The sequence below is a fragment of the Aeromicrobium sp. UC242_57 genome, assembly GCF_044452305.1.
GTDB lineage: Bacteria > Actinomycetota > Actinomycetes > Propionibacteriales > Nocardioidaceae > Aeromicrobium.
Map to the genome: position 1 here is coordinate 678,702 of NZ_JBIOAM010000005.1, position 20,032 is coordinate 698,733.

25 protein-coding genes and 2 pseudogenes are annotated in these 20,032 nt (G+C 69.0%); 10 read left to right on the forward strand and 17 right to left on the reverse strand.

Annotated elements, in window-relative coordinates:
* Positions 1–168 precede the first annotated feature (168 nt).
* Positions 169–291 (reverse strand): hypothetical protein, encoded by a 123-nt coding sequence (locus tag ACHMWU_RS25710; RefSeq protein ID WP_396048321.1) that lies wholly within the window; start codon positions 289–291, stop codon positions 169–171.
* A complete protein-coding gene (locus tag ACHMWU_RS25715; protein ID WP_396048323.1) occupies positions 258–1,220 on the reverse strand; it encodes a Glu/Leu/Phe/Val dehydrogenase dimerization domain-containing protein in 963 nt (320 codons plus the stop codon). Before ACHMWU_RS25715 ends, ACHMWU_RS25710 begins: the two co-directional genes overlap by 34 nt.
* Before the next feature lie 244 nt (positions 1,221–1,464).
* Here ACHMWU_RS25715 and ACHMWU_RS25720 point away from each other — a divergent pair, with 244 nt between their 5' ends.
* On the forward strand, positions 1,465–2,355 hold the full coding sequence (locus ACHMWU_RS25720) for an NAD(P)/FAD-dependent oxidoreductase (protein ID WP_396048325.1): 891 nt from the start codon (positions 1,465–1,467) through the stop codon (positions 2,353–2,355).
* A complete protein-coding gene (locus ACHMWU_RS25725) occupies positions 2,324–2,773 on the forward strand; it encodes an FAD-dependent oxidoreductase (protein WP_396048328.1) in 450 nt (149 codons plus the stop codon). Before ACHMWU_RS25720 ends, ACHMWU_RS25725 begins: the two co-directional genes overlap by 32 nt.
* Before the next feature lie 91 nt (positions 2,774–2,864).
* Here ACHMWU_RS25725 and ACHMWU_RS25730 read toward each other — a convergent pair whose 3' ends face one another.
* The 11 genes from ACHMWU_RS25730 to ACHMWU_RS25780 form a co-directional block, all read right to left on the reverse strand.
* Positions 2,865–4,241: an FAD-binding oxidoreductase gene (locus ACHMWU_RS25730; RefSeq protein ID WP_396049222.1), complete on the reverse strand. Its 1,377-nt coding sequence runs from the start codon at positions 4,239–4,241 to the stop codon at positions 2,865–2,867.
* Positions 4,241–4,609 carry a hypothetical protein gene (locus tag ACHMWU_RS25735; RefSeq protein WP_396048330.1) on the reverse strand — a complete coding sequence of 123 codons (369 nt, stop codon included), beginning with the start codon at positions 4,607–4,609 and terminating at the stop codon, positions 4,241–4,243. Before ACHMWU_RS25735 ends, ACHMWU_RS25730 begins: the two co-directional genes overlap by 1 nt.
* Complete coding sequence (locus ACHMWU_RS25740) at positions 4,561–5,157, reverse strand: hypothetical protein (protein WP_396048332.1); 597 nt, start codon at positions 5,155–5,157, stop codon at positions 4,561–4,563. Before ACHMWU_RS25740 ends, ACHMWU_RS25735 begins: the two co-directional genes overlap by 49 nt.
* Before the next feature lie 43 nt (positions 5,158–5,200).
* Entirely contained in the window at positions 5,201–6,136 is a 936-nt protein-coding gene (locus ACHMWU_RS25745; RefSeq protein ID WP_396048334.1) for an amidohydrolase family protein, read from the reverse strand.
* Positions 6,079–6,441 (reverse strand): hypothetical protein, encoded by a 363-nt coding sequence (locus tag ACHMWU_RS25750; RefSeq protein ID WP_396048336.1) that lies wholly within the window; start codon positions 6,439–6,441, stop codon positions 6,079–6,081. Before ACHMWU_RS25750 ends, ACHMWU_RS25745 begins: the two co-directional genes overlap by 58 nt.
* A gap of 5 nt (positions 6,442–6,446) precedes the next feature.
* Positions 6,447–7,424 carry an ABC transporter ATP-binding protein gene (locus ACHMWU_RS25755; RefSeq protein ID WP_396048338.1) on the reverse strand — a complete coding sequence of 326 codons (978 nt, stop codon included), beginning with the start codon at positions 7,422–7,424 and terminating at the stop codon, positions 6,447–6,449.
* Entirely contained in the window at positions 7,421–9,328 is a 1,908-nt protein-coding gene (locus ACHMWU_RS25760) for a dipeptide/oligopeptide/nickel ABC transporter permease/ATP-binding protein (protein WP_396048341.1), read from the reverse strand. Before ACHMWU_RS25760 ends, ACHMWU_RS25755 begins: the two co-directional genes overlap by 4 nt.
* A complete protein-coding gene (locus ACHMWU_RS25765; RefSeq protein ID WP_396048343.1) occupies positions 9,325–9,792 on the reverse strand; it encodes an ABC transporter permease in 468 nt (155 codons plus the stop codon). The genes ACHMWU_RS25760 and ACHMWU_RS25765 overlap by 4 nt, the downstream gene beginning before the upstream one ends.
* On the reverse strand, positions 9,780–10,283 hold the full coding sequence (locus ACHMWU_RS25770) for a hypothetical protein (protein ID WP_396048345.1): 504 nt from the start codon (positions 10,281–10,283) through the stop codon (positions 9,780–9,782). Before ACHMWU_RS25770 ends, ACHMWU_RS25765 begins: the two co-directional genes overlap by 13 nt.
* Positions 10,284–10,335: 52 nt before the next feature.
* On the reverse strand, positions 10,336–11,961 hold the full coding sequence (locus ACHMWU_RS25775; RefSeq protein ID WP_396048347.1) for an ABC transporter substrate-binding protein: 1,626 nt from the start codon (positions 11,959–11,961) through the stop codon (positions 10,336–10,338).
* A gap of 452 nt (positions 11,962–12,413) precedes the next feature.
* The gene (locus ACHMWU_RS25780) at positions 12,414–12,848 is read right to left on the reverse strand and encodes a hypothetical protein (protein ID WP_396048349.1); all 435 of its coding nucleotides are present in this window, start codon (positions 12,846–12,848) and stop codon (positions 12,414–12,416) included.
* A 154-nt stretch (positions 12,849–13,002) separates the two neighbouring features.
* Between ACHMWU_RS25780 and ACHMWU_RS25785 the strand changes: the two genes are divergently transcribed.
* Positions 13,003–13,551, forward strand: coding sequence for a PucR family transcriptional regulator (locus tag ACHMWU_RS25785; RefSeq protein WP_396048351.1), 549 nt, complete (start codon positions 13,003–13,005; stop codon positions 13,549–13,551).
* A gap of 17 nt (positions 13,552–13,568) precedes the next feature.
* Here ACHMWU_RS25785 and ACHMWU_RS25790 read toward each other — a convergent pair whose 3' ends face one another.
* From ACHMWU_RS25790 to ACHMWU_RS25805, 4 genes and pseudogenes are all read right to left on the reverse strand, one after another.
* Positions 13,569–14,072, reverse strand: a complete 504-nt coding sequence (locus ACHMWU_RS25790) for an ATP-binding cassette domain-containing protein (RefSeq protein ID WP_396049223.1) — start codon at positions 14,070–14,072, stop codon at positions 13,569–13,571.
* Positions 14,027–14,338, reverse strand: a pseudogene (locus ACHMWU_RS25795) (ATP-binding cassette domain-containing protein); the annotation flags it as partial. The gene ACHMWU_RS25790 and the pseudogene ACHMWU_RS25795, both read right to left, overlap by 46 nt.
* The gene (locus tag ACHMWU_RS25800; protein ID WP_396048353.1) at positions 14,335–15,126 is read right to left on the reverse strand and encodes an ABC transporter permease; all 792 of its coding nucleotides are present in this window, start codon (positions 15,124–15,126) and stop codon (positions 14,335–14,337) included. The gene ACHMWU_RS25800 and the pseudogene ACHMWU_RS25795, both read right to left, overlap by 4 nt.
* A complete protein-coding gene (locus tag ACHMWU_RS25805; protein WP_396048355.1) occupies positions 15,123–16,169 on the reverse strand; it encodes an ABC transporter substrate-binding protein in 1,047 nt (348 codons plus the stop codon). The genes ACHMWU_RS25800 and ACHMWU_RS25805 overlap by 4 nt, the downstream gene beginning before the upstream one ends.
* Before the next feature lie 157 nt (positions 16,170–16,326).
* Here ACHMWU_RS25805 and ACHMWU_RS25810 point away from each other — a divergent pair, with 157 nt between their 5' ends.
* The 7 genes and pseudogenes from ACHMWU_RS25810 to ACHMWU_RS25840 all read left to right on the forward strand — a co-directional run bounded on the left by ACHMWU_RS25810 (position 16,327) and on the right by ACHMWU_RS25840 (position 20,031).
* The gene (locus tag ACHMWU_RS25810) at positions 16,327–16,851 is read left to right on the forward strand and encodes a YkoF family thiamine/hydroxymethylpyrimidine-binding protein (protein ID WP_396048357.1); all 525 of its coding nucleotides are present in this window, start codon (positions 16,327–16,329) and stop codon (positions 16,849–16,851) included.
* 43 nt (positions 16,852–16,894) lie between these two features.
* Positions 16,895–17,434, forward strand: a complete 540-nt coding sequence (locus ACHMWU_RS25815) for a GntR family transcriptional regulator (RefSeq protein WP_396049224.1) — start codon at positions 16,895–16,897, stop codon at positions 17,432–17,434.
* Positions 17,435–17,547: 113 nt separating this feature from the next.
* Positions 17,548–17,706, forward strand: coding sequence for a hypothetical protein (locus ACHMWU_RS25820; RefSeq protein ID WP_396048359.1), 159 nt, complete (start codon positions 17,548–17,550; stop codon positions 17,704–17,706).
* Positions 17,703–18,197: a YkoF family thiamine/hydroxymethylpyrimidine-binding protein gene (locus ACHMWU_RS25825; protein WP_396048361.1), complete on the forward strand. Its 495-nt coding sequence runs from the start codon at positions 17,703–17,705 to the stop codon at positions 18,195–18,197. The genes ACHMWU_RS25820 and ACHMWU_RS25825 overlap by 4 nt, the downstream gene beginning before the upstream one ends.
* Positions 18,198–18,210: 13 nt before the next feature.
* Positions 18,211–18,768, forward strand: a complete 558-nt coding sequence (locus tag ACHMWU_RS25830) for a 4-amino-4-deoxy-L-arabinose transferase (protein ID WP_396048363.1) — start codon at positions 18,211–18,213, stop codon at positions 18,766–18,768.
* Positions 18,765–19,202: pseudogene (locus ACHMWU_RS25835) on the forward strand (ABC transporter substrate-binding protein); the annotation flags it as partial. The gene ACHMWU_RS25830 and the pseudogene ACHMWU_RS25835, both read left to right, overlap by 4 nt.
* A gap of 43 nt (positions 19,203–19,245) precedes the next feature.
* Positions 19,246–20,031, forward strand: a complete 786-nt coding sequence (locus tag ACHMWU_RS25840) for an ABC transporter substrate-binding protein (protein ID WP_396048366.1) — start codon at positions 19,246–19,248, stop codon at positions 20,029–20,031.
* Position 20,032 lies beyond the last annotated feature (1 nt).

The following is a 20,032-nucleotide window of genomic DNA, read 5'->3' on the forward strand; positions in this document are numbered from 1 at the left end:
GTGAGCTCGCCGTTCTCGTCGACCAGCTGGAACGGCGCCGTCGAGGTCGGATCGTCCTGACGGGCCGCGAGATACGTTCCGACGGCCGAGGTCGTGGTCACGGATGGAGTCCCTTCGAAGGTGCTGGTGGTCGGTTCGACGGCGAGCGTCATCGGGTGCGCTGACATCTCAGGCCGCCCGTCCGGCGGCGAGGCGCTCGTCGACGATGCGGCGGGCAGCCTCAGACGTCGTGACGTCAGCATCGATCGCGGCATGGATCACCTCGCCGACCGTGTGCTCGATACGACGCACCTGGGCCAGCACGTTCTCGCGCCGCTCCTCCGTGAGCCACCGGCGACCTGGATGAGCCCGCCGGCATTGGCCATGTAGTCCGGGACCCAGAGGATCGACTTGTCCTTGAGTAGCTGGGCGACGGTGCCGTCGGCGAGCTGGTTGTTGGCGGCACCGCAGACGACCCGCGCGCTCAGCTGGTCGACGGCAGTCGCCGTCAGGCTCGCACCGAGCGCGCACGGCGCGTAGACGTCCACCTGCTCCGTCAGCACCGACTCCGACCGCTGCACCCGCGATGCGGACTCGCCGAGGTCGGTCAACGCAGCGGGCCGAGGGTCGGAGACCACGACGCGAGCGCCGACCGCCAGGAGGAAGTCCACGAGGTGCCGTCCGACCTTGCCGACGCCCTCCACCCCGACGACCTTGTCGGCGATGCCGTTGCCGCCCCACGTCGCGGCGGCGGCCGCCTGCATGGCCGAGAAGACGCCGAGGGCCGTCGCGTAGCCGCTGTCACCTGAGCCGCCGGCAGCCGTGGTTCGTCCCACGACGTGTGTGCTGGTCCGGCCGATGACGTCGAGGTCTTCAGAGGTGGTTCCCACGTCGGCCGCCGTGTAGTACCGGCCGCCCAGGGACTCGACGAACCTGCCATAGGCCTCGAGCAGACCTTCGGTGCGCTGGGTTGCCGGGTCGCCGATGATCACGGCCTTGGCACCACCGAGCGGTAGGCCTGCAGCTGCCGCCTTGTACGTCATCCCCTCGGACAGCCGAAGCGCGTCGGTAAGTGCCAGTGACTCGTGCGGGTACGGATAGAACCGCGTACCCCCAAGTCCGGGACCGAGAGTCGTGTCGTGGATCGCGATGATCGCCCGGAGCCCCGTCTGCTCGTCTCGGCAGAAGACGATCTGCTCGTGGGCGGCCTCGCGCAGCGTCGGCCCGTTCGAAGACGGCAAAGGGGGAGGCGGTGTGGTCGAGAACGCTTGAGCTCATGACGACGCAACTTTCTTCGAGTGACCGTCTAGCTGGTGGCTCGTCGGCTCACGGGGCGACTGTCCCGTGGATCACACGGGGCATTTCTTGTACCCATGATGGAAAGTTCTGCATCTCTGCGTCTACAGACGGTGGTCGCGGTCCACCACGCATTTGCGCGACACGTGACCATGTCGCCGAGCGCTCCGTCCGGCCAACGATGGTCGGGTGAATCTCAGTGCGGACGCTATCGTCGTCGGTGCCGGTGTCATCGGCTCCTCAACTGCCCTCGAACTCGCTCGCGCCGGCCTCCGGGTCGTCGTCGTCGACCGTCTCCACGGCCCCGGCCAAGGGTCGACGAGCGCCTCCAGCGCCGTGATCCGGTTCAACTACTCGATCTTTCCAAGCGTCGCAGCGGCCTGGGAGTCCAAGCACTGCTGGGAGGACTGGGCCGGCCACCTCGGCCTGGTCGACCCCGCCGGCATGGCTGGCTTCCGCCGCACCGGGATGGTCTTCCTGGACGTCGAGGTGGCTCCGACCAAGAAGGTCATGCCCCTGTTCGACCGGGCCGGCGTGCCAGTACGGCTGTGGGACGCAGCGGCCCTCGCCGCCCGTGTCCCCGGCCTCGATCCGGGCCGCTTCTGGCCGCCCAAGCGACTCGACGACGAGGCGTTCTGGGCCGATCCGGTGGGGCGGCTCGGTGCACTGTGGACCCCCGACGGCGGCTACGTGGACGACCCGATGCTGGCGGCCGCCAATCTGGCCACTGCGGCGCGCGCGGCCGGCGCTCAGTTCCTCTTCCGCAGCGAGGTCACGGCAGTGAGGCAGTTTGGCGGCCGCGTCGCAGGTGTCGATCTGGCCAACGGCGACCGGGTGAGTGCCCCCGTGGTCGTCAACGTGGCCGGCCCGTGGTCGCCGGCGTTCAACCAGATGGCCGGTGTGGGGGACGACTTCACGATCACGACCCGGCCGATGCGTCAGGAGGTGCATCACGTGAAGGCGCCTCCGGGCTTCAACGACGGCGACCAGATCGGTCCGGTCATCGCAGACCTCGACCTCGGCACGTACATGCGAGGTGCTCCTGGCGATGGTTTCTACGTCGGGGGGCACCGAGCCTGAGTGCGATCCCCTGCCGTGGATCGACGATCCGGACGCAGCCGATCTCACCCCCACGCGCACCGCGTACGAGGCGCAGGTGACTCGTGCCGCGCGTCGCTTCGGTGAGCTGGGCGTACCGCCCCGTCCGCTGGGCATTGCGGGCGTCTACGACGTGTCCTCGGACTGGACGCCCATCTACGACCGCACCTCCCTCGACGGCTTCTACGTCGCGATCGGCACGAGCGGCAACCAGTTCAAGAATGCGCCGGTGGCCGGCCAGTTCATGCGTGACATCGTCCTGGCCGTCGAAGACGGTCACGACCACGACGCCGATCCGGTCCAGTACCGCGGCGAACGGACCGGGCTCACGGTCGACCTCGGGTCGTACTCCCGCCGGCGCCCGGTCAATGCCGAGTCCAGCGGAACCGTGATGGGCTAGCCGATCACCAGACGGCCCCCGACCCACGCACCAGCGCGGGTCGGGGGCCGTTGTCTTGCCGGCGAGGAGGGCCCGACGCGGCTGGGCGGCCCTACTCGGCGGCGGCGATGACCTTGCCGGGATTGAGGATGCCGTGCGGATCCAGGGCTGCCTTCACCGCGCGGTGCAGGTCCATGACCTCCGCAGACAGCTCCTGGGCGAGTCCGTCCATCTTGAGCAGGCCGACGCCGTGCTCGCCGGTGACCGTTCCGCCGAGGGCGAGTGCCTCGTCGATGATCTCCTCGAAGGCTCGCTGCGCGCGTGCCCTGTCTCCGTCGTCGTCACGCGGCGTGACCAGCAAGGGATGCAGGTTGCCGTCGCCGGCGTGAGCGATGTTGGCGATCAGGGTGTTGTGCTTCTTGCCGATCGCCTCGATCCGGGCGAGCATCTCTGGAACCGCAGCCTTGGGCACGCAGACGTCCTCGGTCAGCACCGGCCCCAGCCGCTCGAGGGCCGGATAGGCCAGCCGCCGGGCGTCGAACAGCGCGTCCGCCTCGGCCTGGTCGGTCGATCGAGCCGCCCAGGTGGCACCTGCCTGCTCGAAGCACTCTCGGATCGCCTCGGCCTCGTCGTCGCCTGCCACGCCTGGGACGTCGCACCGCGCCAGCAGGACGACGTCGGCCTCGACAGCCAGACCCATGTTCTTCCACTGGTCGACGGCCTCGAGGCAGTGCCGGTCGATCAGTTCCAGGGCGGATGGCACGATGCCCGCCGCGCCCACGGCCGTGACAGCACGACCGGCATCCACGATGGAGGAGAAGTAGCCGGCGACGGTGCGTTCCGGCGCCCTCTGAGGGCGCAGCTTGAGAGTGACCTCGGTGATGACGCCCAGCGTGCCCTCGGAGCCGACGAGCAGCCTGGCGAGGTCGTATCCCGCAACGCCCTTCGCGGTACGTCGGCCGAGTCGGACCAGCTCGCCGGTTCCGGTGACGACCTGCAGTCCGAGCACGTAGTCGGCGGTGACGCCGTACTTCACGCAGCAGAGGCCGCCCGCGTTCGTCGCGACGTTGCCGCCGATCGTCGACCACGGCGCCGAGGCAGGGTCGGGTGGGTACCAGAGGCCGTGCTCGGCGACCGCCTCGCGCAGGTGGTCGTTGACGACACCGGGCTGCACGACGGCCAGCCGTTCCACCGGGTCGATCTCGGCGATGGTCGTCATCGCCTCGGTCGACAGGACGACACATCCGTCAATGGCATTCGCCCCGCCCGACAGGCCGGTGCCGGCCCCGCGGGGCACCACGGGCACGCCGAGCTCGATGCACGCGCGCACGACCTCCTGGACCTCCTCGGCGGTGCGCGGCCTGACCAGGACGAGCGGTGTCCCGTGCGGCGCCCACTCGGCCTCGTCATGGGCATAGCTCGCCGTCACCGCAGGATCGAGCTGGATGCGATCAGCGGGGATCCGCTCCTGCAGACGTTCGATCAGCATCACGCAGGACTCGTCCAGCAGGTGCGCATGAAGCTGAGGAACGAAGGCTGGAGGCCCGTGACGTGGGTCTCGCCCAGCACCTGCGTCGTCAGAGCGAGGCCTGAGTCGCCGGAGCGCAGCGACTCGACGAAGAGGGTGAATCCACGGCCGAGCTGGCGGTAGATGGGCAGCTCGCCGGTCATCTCCGGCCCGTTGATCGTGAGGTGGAGCCGCTTGCCGTTGAGGTCGAGAGGCTTATCGGCGAGCGTGAGCGCCAGGCTCTCCGAGGATCCGATGCCCGGGCTCCCTGCGCCGTAGGCGGTGAACAGGGAACATCCGGTCAGCAGGGCGTACAGGGTGAACAAGCCACCGTAGGAGTAGCCGAACAAGCCGTGACCCTCCGAAGCGACCCGGTAGCGACGGCTGATCTCCGGGTGGAGCCATCGGTGATGAAGGACAAGAATGCGTCGGCCCGCGTGTTCGAGAGCTCCTCGAGATAGGCGTCGGCGTCCGCCCTGGTCATCAGCTGGTTCTCCACCGCCGCCTCCAATGAGCCCCGCATCGCGGGCGGGATCGGCTCACCCGGCGGCACGAGATCGCGGTTGCGCACCCGTCCCCAGTCCTGGGCATCGGCGCCGGCGTAGCCGATCGTCACCTGGAGGTACGGGGTGATCGGGAGCAACAGATCGCTTTGCATCACGGCCAGCGGGGCCGTCTGGCCGAGGCTGAAGTTGCCGTCGGTCACGTAGAGCACCGGGTAGTCCACCTGCTCGTCCTGGGCGTAGGTCGGCGACGTCGTCACCCAGATCGCGAAACGGGCGCCCACCGACGTCGAGTCCAGCTCGAAGTACTGCGTCGAGCCGAACACCTGGTCGACGGCCATGGTGGCGACGGTCGCGCTCTCGTGCTGATCGCCGGTGTTGATCTCCTCGGACATGCATTCCTCCTGGGTTGTTGCTGGTGGACGTCTGTCGTCCGTCCTAGTTCAGCCGGTTCTTGATGATTTCTCCGCCGCGCATGATGAGGTCCAGCTTCCGGCCCTCCGCCGCGAGAAGACCGATGTCCTCGAGCGGGTCGCCGTCGACGACGATCAGGTCGGCATGCGCATCGGGCTGCACGCAGCCCAGCTTGTCCGTCTGCATCAGGATCTCCGCGCCGACCGACGTGGCCTGGCGCAGCACCTCCACGGGCGAGAAGACTTCGCGTCGCAGCTCGAACTCCCGCGTCTGCTGCGGGTAGAAGCCAGCAAGCAGGTCCGTGCCGAAGGCGGCTCGACGCCGGCGCTGCGCATCACGTCGAGTCCGGCCATCGAGTCGTCGTAGACCGTGCGCAGGCTTGTCCATGCGGTCGCCGGGCAGCCCCATCTCCAGGCCCTGCTCGACCAGCGAGAAGAGACAGACCATCGTGGGGACGACGTAGGCGCCACGCTCTGCGACGAATGCGGCCGTCTCGGCGTCGATCTGAGCCGCATGCTCGATGCAGCGCACACCGAAGTCGACCGCCCTGCGGGTCGACTCGCTCGACAGGCAGTGTGCGGCGACATAGGTGCGCCGCTCGGCGCACTCCTGGACGATGGCGCGGATCTCGTCCTCGCGGAACTGGTTCATCCAGATCGGATCACTTGGTGACATCACGCCACCAGATGCCACGATCTTGATGCAGTGGGCACCGCGGCGCAGCTCCTCGCGTGCCGCCTTGATGCACTCGTCGACACCGTCCGCGATCACGCCGGCCCAGTTCATCGCGTCGCACGAGCAGTATCCGTGCGTGTGGTGCTTCTCGTTGGGCGTGCGGTAGTCGACGTGGCCGCCGGTCATCGACAGGATCTTGCCTGCGTAGAAGAAGCGTGGCGCACGGATCAGCCCGTCCGCGATCGCGGCCGCGAGGGGGTAGTCGCCGCCGCCGACATCGCGCACCGTGGTGAATCCGCTGTCGAGCGCGTGCCCAAGCTCTTGATCGCATAAGCGGTTCGGTAGGGCGCATCACGGTCGTTGAGGACGCGTGGATCGAGATCGGAGAAGTAGGAGTGGACGTGCATGTCGATCAGCCCCGGCATCAGGGTCTTGCCGGCGACGTCGATCCTGCGGGCCTCGCTCGACCGGATCGGACGATCGGAGATCTCGCGGATCGTCCCGTCCTCGATGAGGACCGCCATACCGTCTGGGCACTCCTCGGACACCCCGTCGAAGATTCGCGCATTTTCCAAGATGATCTGAGTCATCGTCGTCACTGCCTTCCCATCTCGGTCAATGCCAGATCAGCCTCCGGCTCGCGGCACCACACCAGCACCACGGAGAACGCCAGTATCCCCATCGATGCGACACAGTCCGGGACGGCAGGACGAAAGCCCGCCGTGCCGTGATCGAACCAGCATGGCCTGAACCTGCCGGGCGAGTCAGTAGTCATCAGTCGGGACTTCAGCCGAAGCTGCTTGACCAACGTCATGCTCGCTCCAGGTCGCGTGCCGGACCTTCGCTCGTCTGGCCGGGAATCGACGCGAGAAGCTTCCCGTGTGTAGGCGTTGGCGGGACGAGCGAAGACACGATCCGTGGGGCCCTGCTCGACGATGCGCCCACCAGCCATGACCGCGACGTGGGTTGCCACGTAGCGGACCACGGCGAGGTTGTGCGAGATGAAGAGCACCGTCAGGCCGGTCTCGCGCTGCATCTCCCTGACGAGGTTCAAGATGGCGCCCTGGACGGAGACGTCCAAGGCCGACGTGATCTCGTCGGCCAGGATCACCGAAGGGCGTCCGGCCAGGGCCCTGGCGATGGCGACCCGCTGTCGCTGCCCCCCGGAGAGCCGGCTCGGCGCGTCGGCAGCCCGGTCTGGGTCCAGGTGGACGAGCTGGAGGAGACGAGCGATCTCGGCGGCTCGCGAGGCTCCCCGGAGCCGTTCGGGAAGCGCCTCGGCGATGCTCTGGCCGATGCTCATCCGTGGGTCGAGCGAGGAGAACGGGTCCTGGAAGACCATCTGGAGCGGCCGGCGACGCCCTCGGTGCCGGACCGGCTGACCGTCCAGCAGGATCCGTCCGCCATCCAGAGGCGCAAGCCCGACGGCCGCTCTGGCGAGCGTCGACTTTCCCGATCCCGACTCGCCCACCAAGCCCATGATCTGCCCCTCGGGCACGGTCAGGTCGACACCGTCCAGCACCGTGTGGTGCCCGTAACGGACCGTGACGCCCTCGAAGTCGAGTCTGCTCATCTGCTCATCTCCTCGGTCCGAGCCTCGAGCGTGACACCGGCGTGCCAGCACGCCACGCTGCCGATCGCGTCGGACTCCAGCGCGGGGTCCTCCTGCCGACAGCGTTCTGACGCCAGGGGGCAGCGGGCGGCGTACGCGCAACCCTCCGGTACGTGCCTCGGATCCACAGGTTGTCCCGGAATCGTGGCGAGCGGGGCGTCGAGATCGGTCGTCATGTCTGGAACCGCGCCGATCAGGGCCCGCGTGTAGGGATGGCGGGCCCTGGTGCGCAGATCTGCCGATGGCAGGTCCTCCACGATGCGCCCGGCGTACATCACGAGCACGCGGTCGCAGACGCTCGAGACGACCGAGATGTCGTGGCTGATCAGCAGGACCGCGGTGCCGTGGTCACGGCGGGTCTCCTGCAGCAGATCGAGCACCTGTCGCTGAACCGTCATGTCGAGCGCGGTGGTCGGCTCGTCGGCGACGATCAGTCGCGGAGTGCCCATGAGCCCCATCCCGATCATGGTGCGCTGCCGCATGCCGCCGGAGAACTCGTGCGGATGCTGGCGGGCGCGACGCTCAGGATCGTCCAGGTGCACGGCACGAAGCCGGTCCACCGCGCGGGCGGACGCCTCCTGCCGGGTGAGACCTTGGTGGCGCCGTGCTCCCTCGGCGAGCTGGGTCCCGACGCGCATGACGGGGTTCAGCGACGTCATCGGGTCCTGGAACACGACGGCGAGCGAGGTCCCGAGGAGAGCGTCGTGGCTGGAGGGCGCGCCGGACTGCAGATCTGTCTCGCAGAACGTGAGTCGTTCGGCGGCGACTCGTCCAGGCTCCTCGACCAGCTGCGCGATGGCCAGTGCCGTCATCGACTTGCCGGAGCCGGACTCGCCGACGATCCCGACAGCCTCGCCGGTCCGCAGGGTGATCGAGACGCCGCGTACCGGTGAGATCGGGCCGTCCGGCCCTGGGAAGGAGACGTGCAGGTCGCGGACGTCGAGCACGTCAGCGTCGCGAGCGTTGCCCGCGTCAGCAGCAGGTTCCGGTCGCACGATGGCCGGTGCCATGGCCGTCGACGACCACGTCGCCGTGCTGCGAGACTTCGCGCCGAAGGTGCCGGCGGCGGCCTCGCCCGTCAGGTTGAACGCCAACCCGGTGAGGACGAAAGCGATGCCTGGAAGGAGCACGGCGAGCGGGTTCGTGTAGATGCTCAGGAGGCCGTCCTGCATGAGCCGACCCCAGTCGTACTGCGGCGGCTGCACGCCGATGCCGAGGAACGACAGGCCGCCGAAGGCCAGGAGCACGCTGCTGGCCGTGACCGTGGCGTTGACGACCAGAGGCTCGGCAACGTTGGGCAGGACATGGCGCACGATGATCCGCACCGGGTGGACACCGGAGATGCGCGCGGCTGCGACATAGTCCCGCTCGGCGATGCCCGCAGCGAGCGCGTGCGCGAGTCGGGCGAAGGGAGCCGCGATCGCCACGCCGATGGCAAGCACGGCGCTCGACGTGCTCACGCCGAGGATGACCGCGAGGAACAGCACCATCAGCAGGCTCGGGAAGCCCAGCAGCACGTTGAAGAACGCCACCATGAGCCGGCCCAGCCGCCGAGGGAGCAGGAGCGGCGCCAGGCCGAGCAACAAGCCGAGCCCGACGCCAAGACCGGTGGCCAGCAGCGTCAGGACGATCGACAGACGTGTCGCGACGAGGGTGCGGAAGAAGATGTCACGGCCAAGATTGTCGGTGCCAGCCCAGTGCTCGGCCGACGGGCCCGAGAGGATGTCTTGCGTGTCGGTCGCTGTCGCGCGGTCGCCCCACAGGATCGGCGCGACCACGGCGAGCACCACGAGGATCGTGAGCAGCGCGACCCCGACGATGCCGACGGGGGTGCGCAGCACCTGGGGCCAGTTGCGTCGCATCATGAATCTCCGATCGTCGAGCGCGGATCGAGGGCTGCCACAGCCACGTCGACGAGGGTGTTGGCCAGGAGCGCGATCGCGCCATAGACGAGGACGGCGCCCTGCACCAGCGGATAGTCCCTGCTCCGGATCGAGGAGACAATCGTGCTCCCCAGTCCCGGCCAGGCGAAGACGTTCTCCACCAGCACCGTGCCCGCGACCATGGCCGCGAACAGGATGCCGCTCAGCGTGAGGGTGGCCGTCACGGCGTTGGGCAGCGCATGGCGCAGGTTGATCCGCAGCGAGCTCAGCCTCTTCGACCGGGCGGTGCGGACGTAGTCGGCGTCCAGCACGGCCAGCATCTCGACGCGGACGATCCGTGACATCACGGCGGCCGATCCGATGGACAGGGCCAGCACCGGCAGCACGAACGACCCGATGCCGTCCCGGCCGGCCGCTGGGAAGATCCCGAGGTTCACCGCGACCACCGCGACCAGTGCGACGGAGATGACGAACTCCGGGATCGGCTGAGCACGATGCTCGTGCCGACGAAGGTGAGCTCCGCACGGCGCCGCCTCCCCCGTCGCGTGACCACGGCCATGGCCACGCCGACGGGGATGGCGACCGCGAACGTGAGCAGGAAGGCTGGCAGCGCCAGCGAGAGCGTCCCCAGCAGTCGTTGCACGATCGTGTCCGCCACCGGAAGCTGGGTGAGGATCGACTCGCCCAGATCTCCCGTGAACAGGTCCTTCAGGTAGCGCAGGTACTGGCTCAGCAGGGGGTCGTCGAGGCCCAGCTGTGCTCGCCTGCTCGCGACGAGCTCGGCTGGAGCGCTGGTGCCCAGCGCGGCCCGCACAGGATCACCGGGCACGAGCTGGATCATCAGGAATGACGCCGTCACCAAGATCCACAACGAGATCAGCAGTCGCCTGACCCGTCGACCGGCGAACGTCCACCACCGTCCGCGCGGCCGGTTCACCGCTTGCTGGACCTCCGCGGGGGAAGCCACTTGCTGAACCTCCACCGGCGCGTCAGCCCAGCATTCTGATGCTCGTCGGCACCGTGAGGACACCGGCGCGCTGGAGCTCTGCGTTCTTGTGGAACGTCAGGGTCGTGATGTTCGCGAACGGGACGATGTCGGCGTCGCGCAGGAGGGCCGTCTCGGCGGCCTTCCAGGCCGAACAGCTGTCGTTGCCGACCTTGGTCATCGCCGACTTCACCTGGGCGTCGTAGTCGGCGTTGGCGACCGACGCGAGGTTGTTGCCGCCCTTGGCGGGTGAGGGCCCGGAGAAGAAGGGCACCAGCACCAAGGGGTTAGGCGCCTTCGGCGACGACCAGGTGACGTCCCAGTCACCGGTCTGGAACAGGGCGGCCGTCTGCTCGGTGATGTCCAAGGCCGTGGCGTCGACCTTGACGCCCAGCTTCTTCCACGCCGCAGCAGTCAGCTCGGCGGCAGCGGTCTGGCCGGGGCCCTGGCTGCTGTAGATGAACTTCACCGCCAGCTTCTCGCCGTCCTTGACGAGGACGCCATCGCTGCCCTTGGTCCAGCCGTCCTCGGCAAGGGCCTTCGCGGCTGCCGCGGGATCGGTGGCCGGCACGTTGCCCTTGACAGTGTCGTCGCCGCAGACGCCGGGGTCGTAGACGGCCACGGCGGTGGGGGCCGAGCCCCGGCCCGAGGCGATCACGGTGCGCAGCTCAGCCAGGTCGAGCGCCTGGGTGAGCGCCTTGCGGACGACCGGGTCGCTGCCGACGCGGCCGGGAGCCTGGTTGTACCACTGGTGCGCGTAGGCAACTTCGTTCTTCGCGGAGTCGATGCCCTCCTTCTCGAGCCGGTCCCCGTCAGGGCCGAAGAAGGACGCGGCGTTGGCCTGCCCGCCAAGGATCAGGTTGGCGGCCGTGCTCTCGTTGGCGACGATCTTGAAGACGACCTTCGCCGGCGTCCCCGGCTCAGAGGTGGCAGCGCCGTCCGGTCCCCACGCGTAGTCCTTGCGGACCTCGAGCGTGTAGCGGTCGCCCGGCACGGACTCAGTCACGGTGAACGGTCCCGTCCCGGCGGTGCCGGCCTTGAGACTGCCCCGATCCTTCATCCCCGATTCGCACACCATCGGAAGGCGGGTGAAGCCTTCGAGGACGAATGGCGCGGGCGAGGGGAGCGAGACAGTGACCGTCGACCCCGATGCGCTGGCGGTGGCATCGGCCGGGACGTACACACCGCGGAAGGGGCTGGCGTTCTTGACGTCTGCGACGTAGTCGATGTTGTCGACGACGGTCTGGGCGTCGAACGCCGATCCGTCCGAGCAGGTGACGCCGTCACGGATCTCGAAGGTGACGGCATCCTTGGTGACCTCCCACGACGAGGCGAGCTGCGGCTTGACGGTCCCGCTCGCGTCGGCTGCGACGAGCGTGTCGTAGGCAAAGGTGGCGATCTCGGTGGCGGCGAACGAGGCCTGCGGATCGAGGTTCCCCGGATCGGCCAGCGTGGCCAGCGTGAACGTGCCGCCCTCCACGTAGTCACCCGTCTTGGTCGAGTCGCTGGAGCCGCCACAGGCAGCCAGCCCGGTGGCGGTGAGGAGCAGGGCCGCGGTCACGGCGACCCGGCCGCGCTGGCGTCGGCGGGCTACCTGGCCGTCCATCGGCCGGTTCTCGGTTACACGCATGAGTACACCTCTTCGTCCGTGGGATCGCAGGCCGGCGGCGCGCGACGTGAGACGTGAGACCTGGCTGCCGCGAATCGGCGCTGGTCGAACGTTCCCCGAATCGTCGCCCAGCTCGCCGACCGTCAACCAGTGACATCCGTCGCGAGTTCCGCCCCTCTGACACGACATCTGCCGGGTCACAAAGAGCGCCCTGGTCGCATAGCGTGAGTGGACTCGCCCGACGAACGCTGACCGCCAAGCAGGTGGCGCGTGCCCGGCGGGAAGGACTGTCATGGCCGAGACCGGCAGAGGTACCGTGGGGCATCGCACCCGAGAGGACCTCGGCCGACCCGACCGACGTCACGGGTCGGCGGCATTGACGACCATGGACTTCGACACCTTGCAGGCCATCGTGGATGACCTGGCCAACCGTCTTCAGAGGTCGGTCGCCGTGGACGACACCTCCATCCGTCTCATGGCTTCCAGCCGCCACTTCGGCGAGGAGGACGAGCTTGCGTTCCAGCTCCATCCTCAATCGCGAGGTCCCCGGTCAGGTTGTCGAGCGCATCCTCGACGTCGGCATCGCGGACTGGACGGAGCCAGGCTGGGTCGAGGAGGCCGAGCTGGGCGTGACACGACGATTGTGCGTGCCCGTCCGGTACCACGGTCTGCTGCTGGGGTACTTGTGGCTCATCGAGTGGCCTGACCACCCCATCACCACCCAGGACATCGAACGCGCCGTCGTCGCGGCCGCTCAGGCCGGTGTCCTCCTGTATCGCGGTCGACTCACCCGCGAACGGTTGAGGAACCGCCACGAGTCCGTGCTGCGGGAGCTGGTCTCCTCGGACGAAGCGGCACGTGCGCAGGCAGTCGAGGACTTGCGGGCCGAGCAGGTCTTCCCCGAGCACGCTCAGCCGTACCAGGTGCTCGCCGTGCGGACGACGACCCTGGCCAGCACCACGACGGGCGATCCCGAGCTCCTCCTAGCGGTTCAGGAGGCCGCAGGACGACTACCGTCCGGAACGGTCATGGCCGTTGCAGGCCCCGCTCGGGCCTGGCTCGGTGCTCGCCGGGGCAGAGCCGTGGTCCGACCAGCGCGTCGCGTCGCTGCGCGGCCAGATCTCCGAACGGCTGGACGGCGGGACGTCCGACGAACCAGGCGTGACGTTCGGACTGGGCGGGGTCGTCACCGAGCTGGACGATCTGCACCTCTCCTACCGCCAGGCCCTGATGGCGGCTCGCGCCGCCGACCTCGTGTCGTCCTTCTCGCCGTTCGCGAAGTGGGTCGACCTCGGGCCGTACCAGCTGCTCCTGCGGATGAACAGCAGCGACATCGCCGCGGTGTCGTCGGTCCCGGCCCTCCAGGCTCTCGAGGCGGCCGATCACCACGACATCCTGCTCGACTCCCTGGAGTGCTACCTCGACAACGCCGGCGACGTGCGCCGAGCGGCCAGCATCGCCTTCGTGCACCGCGCCACGTTCTACCAACGTCTCAAGCGCATCGAGGAGGTCACGGGTTGCGATCTCGCGTCCGGGTCGGACCGGCTCATGTTGCACCTCGCGCTGAAGATCCGCGCCTTGGCCACCGGGAACGGGACGCTGGGGCGGTGAGCCGCACCCGCTAGCGCTCAGGCCCCGGCCATCCCCTTGGTCAGCTCGGCGTGCAGCTGCGCCTCCAGGGGAGGTACCCGCGGATCGAGGCCGAAGTCGGCGCCCCGGTCGATGTCGCGGTCGACGTGCACCGACGCCAAGATGCGAGCGGGACGCGGCGAGAAGACGTGCACGACGTCCGACAGCAGGACCGCCTCGCGGATGTCGTGGGTGATCAGCAGGATCGTCCAACCGTGCCTGCGCCACATCTCCAGCAGCCACTGCTGCAGCTCGTCGCGCGTGATCGCATCGAGTGCGCCGAAGGGCTCGTCGAGCAGCATGACCGGGCGGCCCTGCACGACCGTGCGCAGCAGCGACACCCGTTGCCGCATCCCGCCCGAGAGCTGGCGCGGGGTAGAGCTGCTCGGTGCCGACCAGCCCGAAGTCCTCGAACAGTGCGCCGGCGGTCTGCCGGGCCTCGCGCTTGGAAGGTGCCGGCGATCTGCAGGCCGATCGCGGCGTTGTCGATGATCCGTCGCCAGGGCAGCAGCACATCACGCTGCGGCATGAAGGCGAACGGACGCGTCGTCGCGTCCAGGGGCGCCCCGTCGACCACGACCGACCCCTCGTCCGCCGACGTGGCGCCCGTCAGGATCGACAGCAGCGTCGACTTCCCGCTGCCGCTGGGCCCGACGACACTGACGATCTGTCCGGTCGGCAGGTCGAGGTCGATCCCGTCGAGGACGTGGGTCGAGCCGTATGACTTGCCGACCCCACGCAGCTCCACGTGTGCTGGTTCCACGCTCATCGCTCCTTTCCTTGCTCGATCCGCACCCACGGCAGGGTGATCCGGCCGATCAGGGCGACGACCGCGAACAGCACCAGTGTCAGCAGCGAGCTGATCACCACGGCGGCGAGCACCAGGTCGGTGCGGAACGCGTTCTTGGCCGCGAGCATGTAGACGCCCAGACCGCTCGTCGCGCCGGCGTACTCCGCGAAGATCGCACTGACCACGGCATACGTGATCGAGACGCGCATCCCGCCGAAGAAGTACGGCATCGCGGCGTGGAAACGGATCGAGGCGAACACCTGCCACCGCGACGCCCCCATCGTGCGCAGCAGCCGCTCGGCGTCCGGATCGGCCGAGCCGAAGCCCTGCAGCAGGCTGACGACCATCGGGAAGAACGTCACGAACGCGACCAACAAGATCTTGGGCAGCAGGCCGAACCCGAACCACAGGACCATCAACGGCGCCAACGCGATGAGCGGGATCGTCTGGCTGACGATCAGGATCGGCAGCAGCGCACGGCGGATCACCACGAAGAAGTCGATCAGCGAGGCGACCAGCAAGGCGACGACGACCGAGAGCACGAATCCCAGGACGGTCGCACGCAGCGTCGGCCACGTGTTGGACGCCAGCGCCTCGCGGTTGAGCCAGGCCTGGTCGAGGATCCTGGTCGGCGTCGGCAGCATGTCTTCGGGCACCCAGCCGAGGGCAGATGCCAGCTGCCAGAGGCCGAGCACCGCCACCAGCGCGATGACCGGCGGCGCGACGACCGGGACCAGCCCGGTGCGCCGCACGCTGTGTGTGCTCATGTCAGCCCAGGTAGTCGTTGGTGTAGTAGGCCGACCAGTCGGGGGCCGTCGTGACGGTCTTGCCGGCCTTGTCGGTGACCAGCTTGTTGTCGATCAGGAACTGACCGAACTTCTCCCACACCTCGGGGATCGCCGCGCCGAGCGGGACCCCGTCCTTGGCGAAGTAGCCGTCCTCGACCATGAGCTTGGTGCTGCGGTGGACCAGCTCCTTTGGTCGTGCCGAGCACGTCCGGATTGGCCTTGATCAGCAGGTCGGCGGCCTTGTCGGGGTTGTCGATCGCGTACTGGTAGCCCTTCTGGGTCGCGGTGACGAAGGCCTTGGCCGTCTCGGGGTGTGCCTTCAGGTAGGCGTCGCTGGAGGCGATGCCCGTGGTCTGCTCGTCGGGGACGCCGAAGTCGGTCAGGTTGAACGCCTTGTACGGCTTGCCCGCGATCTCGGCCTCGACGTCCTGCCAGGTGGCGACCGACATCGTGAAGTCGACCTTGCCGGCCTTCATCGCCTCGTAGGCACCGGTGCTGAGCGAGACCTCCTTGAAGTCGCCCTTGCCGCCGTCGCCCTTGACCGTCTCCCGCGCCAGGCTCGTGTAGAGCGGGACGTTGAAGCCGCCGTAGATCGTGCCGTCGAAGTCGCGGGGTGAGGTGATCTTGTCGTTGTCGCCCAGGGCGATCAGGCGTCCGCTCTCGCGCTGCAAGATGTTGTAGACCGTGACGAGGTCCTTGCCGGCCGAGCGGGCGACCTGCACCTCGGGCTGCCCGGCGATGCCGAAGTCGGCCGATCCCGCCGAGACCAAGTCGGGTGCGCCGGTCGAGGCGAACGGGATGATCTCGAGATCGATGCCGGCCTCGTCGTAGTAGCCGAGCTCGTCGGCGACGAAGACGCCCAGGTGGTTGGTGTTCGGCGTCCAGTCGAGCGCGAAGCGGACCTTCTCGGTCCCTGCCGATGCGGAGTCGTCGGAGCTCGATCCGCAGGCGGCGGTCATCGTCAGCAGGCCGGCGAGCAGGGCGGAGGCGACGATCCGGGTCCGCCGCGAGAGGTGTGTCATGCGAAGTCCTTCGAGCTGTACTGAGTGCGTCGATGAATACTCACACCCCGTTCGGTATACCGAGTGCCCGTCTCAGTATGTAAACATCGACGTCTGTACACCGCAGGTCATGAGACCGTCGCTTTTCTGTCCCTGCCTCACCTCGAAAGGAATCTCGATGACCGACTCCCCCGCCGGTGCCCGCTTCACGGTCTCGGTGCTCGACTCGGCCTTCATCGACATCATCCTGGGTTCCCTGGCCGAGGCCGACAGCTCGCAGATCGACGTCACGACCGGCGACATCAGCACGTTCCTGAGCGGCGACCTGCAGGACGTCCTGCACTACGTGCGCGACGTCACCGCAGGGGCAGCCCGTGGTGGCGTGCACATCTCGGTGGCGCTCTCGCTCGTCGGCGACCCCGTCGGCGCCACAGCACCGACTCTCGAGCCGACCGGCGTCCGGGGCCCGGGCGCACTGGAGCCTGCCTGCGACCGACGACGCGGCAGCCGCCGTCGGCTGGCCCGCTCCCACGGCACGTACTCCGGCGACGACCCGCACGTGACTCGTCTCGACGGCGACCTGGCCGCTGTCCTGGAGACCGTCGCCTGTGGCTGGCTCCTGACTGGACGCGACGACTCCTGGCCTGCCACCCACGTGACGATCGCGATCAACAGCCCCTCGGCGATCGCCGACGACGCATGACGGCGACCTCGGACAGACCGACGCCACGACCGGCGTCTACGGACTGCTGCGCGATCGCATCCTGCAGTCCCACTACCGACCCGGCCAGGTCATGCGCGAAGCACCCGTCGCGGACGACCTCGGCGTCTCACGCACGCCCGTCCGCGAAGCACTGATCCGACTCACGGAGAACGGGCTGCTCGAGCGGACCAGCCGCGGGCTGCGCGTACGCCAGCGCACCGTCGACGAGCCGAGCGACGTGTACGAAGCCTGCATCCTGGTCGAGCCTGCGGTCGCCGGCCTGGCCGCGCTGCGCCGCCGCCCGCAAGACTTGGCGGTGCTCGACAACGTCCTCGACACGACCGAGCAGGCCATCAACGCCGGCGAGACCAGCGTCCAGCCCTTCATGGACGAGTGGCACGTCGCGGTGTGGAGGTCGGCCTACAACGACAGCCTCAGCCAGCTGCTGCACACGCTCTCAGCCCAGCTGTTCAGCATCCCCGCCCCGGTGCTCGGCCTCACGCAGTGGCGGGTCTCGCTCGACGGGCACCGCGAGCTGACCGAGGCGATCCGGAGCCAGGACGCCTCCGGCGCCAGTCGCTGATGCGCACGCACCTCGAAGCCGGGCGCGACGCCGCCCTGCGGGCACTGACCGCAGAACCCACACCCCGTTGACCCACCCCACGTTGACCACGACCACGGCTGACCAGGAGCACGATGTCCACGACTTCCGCAGCACTGCCCGCCCTCGAGGGCGTCGAGCCCCGCGAGTTCGGCATCGGCGCCCGGCTGACCCTGGCGGTCGCGCATGCCGATGCCGCGACGATCGTGGCCGATGCCGTCCGGCACGCCGATCCGCGCGCGCGCTGCTGGTGACGCCCGACGAGGTCAGCATCCACGTGACCGGGCCCGACCAGGACATCCTGCAGTGGCTCGTCGACGTCATCGGGGCTGCCAGCGCGGCGGGCGCCCCGGTGGTCGCGACGCTGATGCTGAGCCGCGGATGCCCTGGCGGCGTAGTGTGCGCACTGCCCCCGGGCGGTGCAGTGTTCCGGTCGGAGGTGCCCGAGCTGGATCCCGCCGGCATCGCCGTGCGTGGCCAGTGGGCGCTCTACCCCCTCGACGACGGCGGTGCCGAGCGCGGCGCCGACCACATGCGCGACATCTATGCCGTGCTCGAGCTCGCCCAGGAGCGCGGGATCGTCCGCGAGGTGCTCAACTACGTGACGACCCTTGAGGGCGACCTCGCCGAGGTGCTGCAGACCGTCGGCGCCGCCTGGGTCGTGGCCGGTCGCAGCGTCCAGCACGTCGCCACACACCTGACCCTCTCGGTCAACGGACCGGCGGTGCCGGCATCACTGCGATGACGGGTTCGCGGACGTGGGTCGACTGGGCCACGACGTTGTTGCCGCAGGTGACGACGCCGGGAGCCCGGGTGCTGATCGACGGCCGATCGGGCTCCGGCAAGTCGACCCTGGCCGCCGAGTCGTGGCCCTCGCCAGCGACCACGGCACGCCGGTGCGGTGCGTGCACCTCGAAGACATCTACCCGGGCTGGGACGGCCTGGACGCCGCAGCGGGCATCGTCGTCACCGACATCCTCCGCCCCTTGCACGCGGGCGACCGCGCCACCTGGCAGACCTACGACTGGCATGCCACGGCCCCCGGCCCGCTCCTGCACGCCGATGCCGGATCGGCGTTGATCGTCGAGGGCACCGGCGCGCTGACCCGGGCCGGCGCGGCCCTCGCGACCTTCACGATCTGGGTCGAGGCCGACGAGGAGTTCAGGCAGAGCCGAGCGTTCGCCCGCGACGGAGACATCTATCGGCCGCACTGGCAACGGTGGGCCGACCAGGAGGACGAAGCTGCTGGCCCGGGAGGGCTCGCCCAGCTCGCCGACATCATCATCGACGCCACGACAGTCAAGGAGGCACCATGAGCCGCACGGTCCGCCTGGTGCACGAGTACTTCCACCCCTGGCCCAACTCCGCCGGGTTCTACCTCGCCCGCGAGCGCGGCTGGTACGCCGACGCCGGCATCGACCTCGAGTTCACCCTCGTCGACCCGGGTGTCGGCGACGGGCTGCACTACCTCAACCGTCGCGACGTGGAGTTCGCGGTCTTCCCCAGCAGCCGCCTGTTCCAGCGACGGGATGCCGGTCAGCCCCTGGTCGGCGTGGCCGCGATCAACCAGCGCGGGCTGGAGACGGTGCGCACCACCCGCAGCACCGGGATCACCCGGCTGCGCGACCTCGAAGGACGCCGCATCGCCCTGAACCCGACGCCTCGGGGGCTCGCGATCGTCGCCGACCTGGTGCGGCGCGACGGCGGTGATCCCGACCTGGTCGAGATCGTCGACGCCGGGACCCGCGAGCTGGGGGCGCACGAGATCGCCCGCGGCGAGGTCGACGCGACCTATGGCTCGTACTCGGGCCTGGGACAACCTGATCGACGACTTCCCACGCGAGGAGCAGCTGGCGTGGAACGTCGACGAGCACCTCGGCGTCGGTTATCACAGCTATCTGCTGGGCACCCACGAGGCGATCGCCGCGAACGATCCCGAGCTCGTCACGGCCTTCGTGTCGGCGACGGCCCGCGGTTTCGCCGCCGCGGCCGCCGACCCGGCTGCGATTGCACCGCTGTACGAGAAGGTGCTGTCGTACTTCCCGCGCGAGCTCATCGCCGAGTCGGCGCACCTGATCTCGGACACCTGGCTGCACGACGGCCAGTGGGGCACGATGCGCGACGAGCTCATCGCGCCGTACACGCGGTGGATGGCCGATCACGACATCATCACCGATGCCGAGGTCTGGCGTCCCGCGATCACCTCGCAGTTCCTGCCGTCGGGCGGTGCAGGCATCAGCGCCCTGATCAGCGTCGCCGACGCCGCCTCGTTGCTGACCGATCCGAGCGCCGACGTCATCGTCGTCGACGCGACCGTGCAGCTTGCGTCAGCCCGGCACGACGGCGATCATCGTGCCCTGTCGGGGGCCGAGGCCTGGCGCGACGACCGCATCGCCGGATCGATCCACCTCGACCTCGACGGCGAGCCGCCGATCCCGACAGTCCCCTGCACTTCGCCCTGCCTGACCCCTCGACCGTGGTCGCGGCGCTGGCCGCCCACGGCATCGGTCGGTCCACGACGGTCATCGCGTACGACCGGGGTGACTTCTTGTGGGCGACCCGTCTCTGGTGGCTGCTGAG

What these genes read in the sequence shown, in the direction of transcription:
- ACHMWU_RS25725 (WP_396048328.1), top strand. Translation starts at nt 2,324, where the DNA reads ATGGTTTCTACGTCGGGGGGCACCGAGCCTGAGTGCGATCCCCTGCCG.
- ACHMWU_RS25730 (WP_396049222.1), bottom strand. Translation starts at nt 4,241, where the DNA reads ATGCTGATCGAACGTCTGCAGGAGCGGATCCCCGCTGATCGCATCCAG.
- ACHMWU_RS25740 (WP_396048332.1), bottom strand. Translation starts at nt 5,157, where the DNA reads ATGTCCGAGGAGATCAACACCGGCGATCAGCACGAGAGCGCGACCGTC.
- ACHMWU_RS25750 (WP_396048336.1), bottom strand. Translation starts at nt 6,441, where the DNA reads ATGACTCAGATCATCTTGGAAAATGCGCGAATCTTCGACGGGGTGTCC.
- ACHMWU_RS25755 (WP_396048338.1), bottom strand. Translation starts at nt 7,424, where the DNA reads ATGAGCAGACTCGACTTCGAGGGCGTCACGGTCCGTTACGGGCACCAC.
- ACHMWU_RS25760 (WP_396048341.1), bottom strand. Translation starts at nt 9,328, where the DNA reads ATGATGCGACGCAACTGGCCCCAGGTGCTGCGCACCCCCGTCGGCATC.
- ACHMWU_RS25775 (WP_396048347.1), bottom strand. Translation starts at nt 11,961, where the DNA reads ATGCGTGTAACCGAGAACCGGCCGATGGACGGCCAGGTAGCCCGCCGA.
- ACHMWU_RS25800 (WP_396048353.1), bottom strand. Translation starts at nt 15,126, where the DNA reads ATGAGCACACACAGCGTGCGGCGCACCGGGCTGGTCCCGGTCGTCGCG.
- ACHMWU_RS25805 (WP_396048355.1), bottom strand. Translation starts at nt 16,169, where the DNA reads ATGACACACCTCTCGCGGCGGACCCGGATCGTCGCCTCCGCCCTGCTC.
- ACHMWU_RS25810 (WP_396048357.1), top strand. Translation starts at nt 16,327, where the DNA reads ATGACCGACTCCCCCGCCGGTGCCCGCTTCACGGTCTCGGTGCTCGAC.
- ACHMWU_RS25820 (WP_396048359.1), top strand. Translation starts at nt 17,548, where the DNA reads ATGTCCACGACTTCCGCAGCACTGCCCGCCCTCGAGGGCGTCGAGCCC.
- ACHMWU_RS25840 (WP_396048366.1), top strand. Translation starts at nt 19,246, where the DNA reads ATGGCTCGTACTCGGGCCTGGGACAACCTGATCGACGACTTCCCACGC.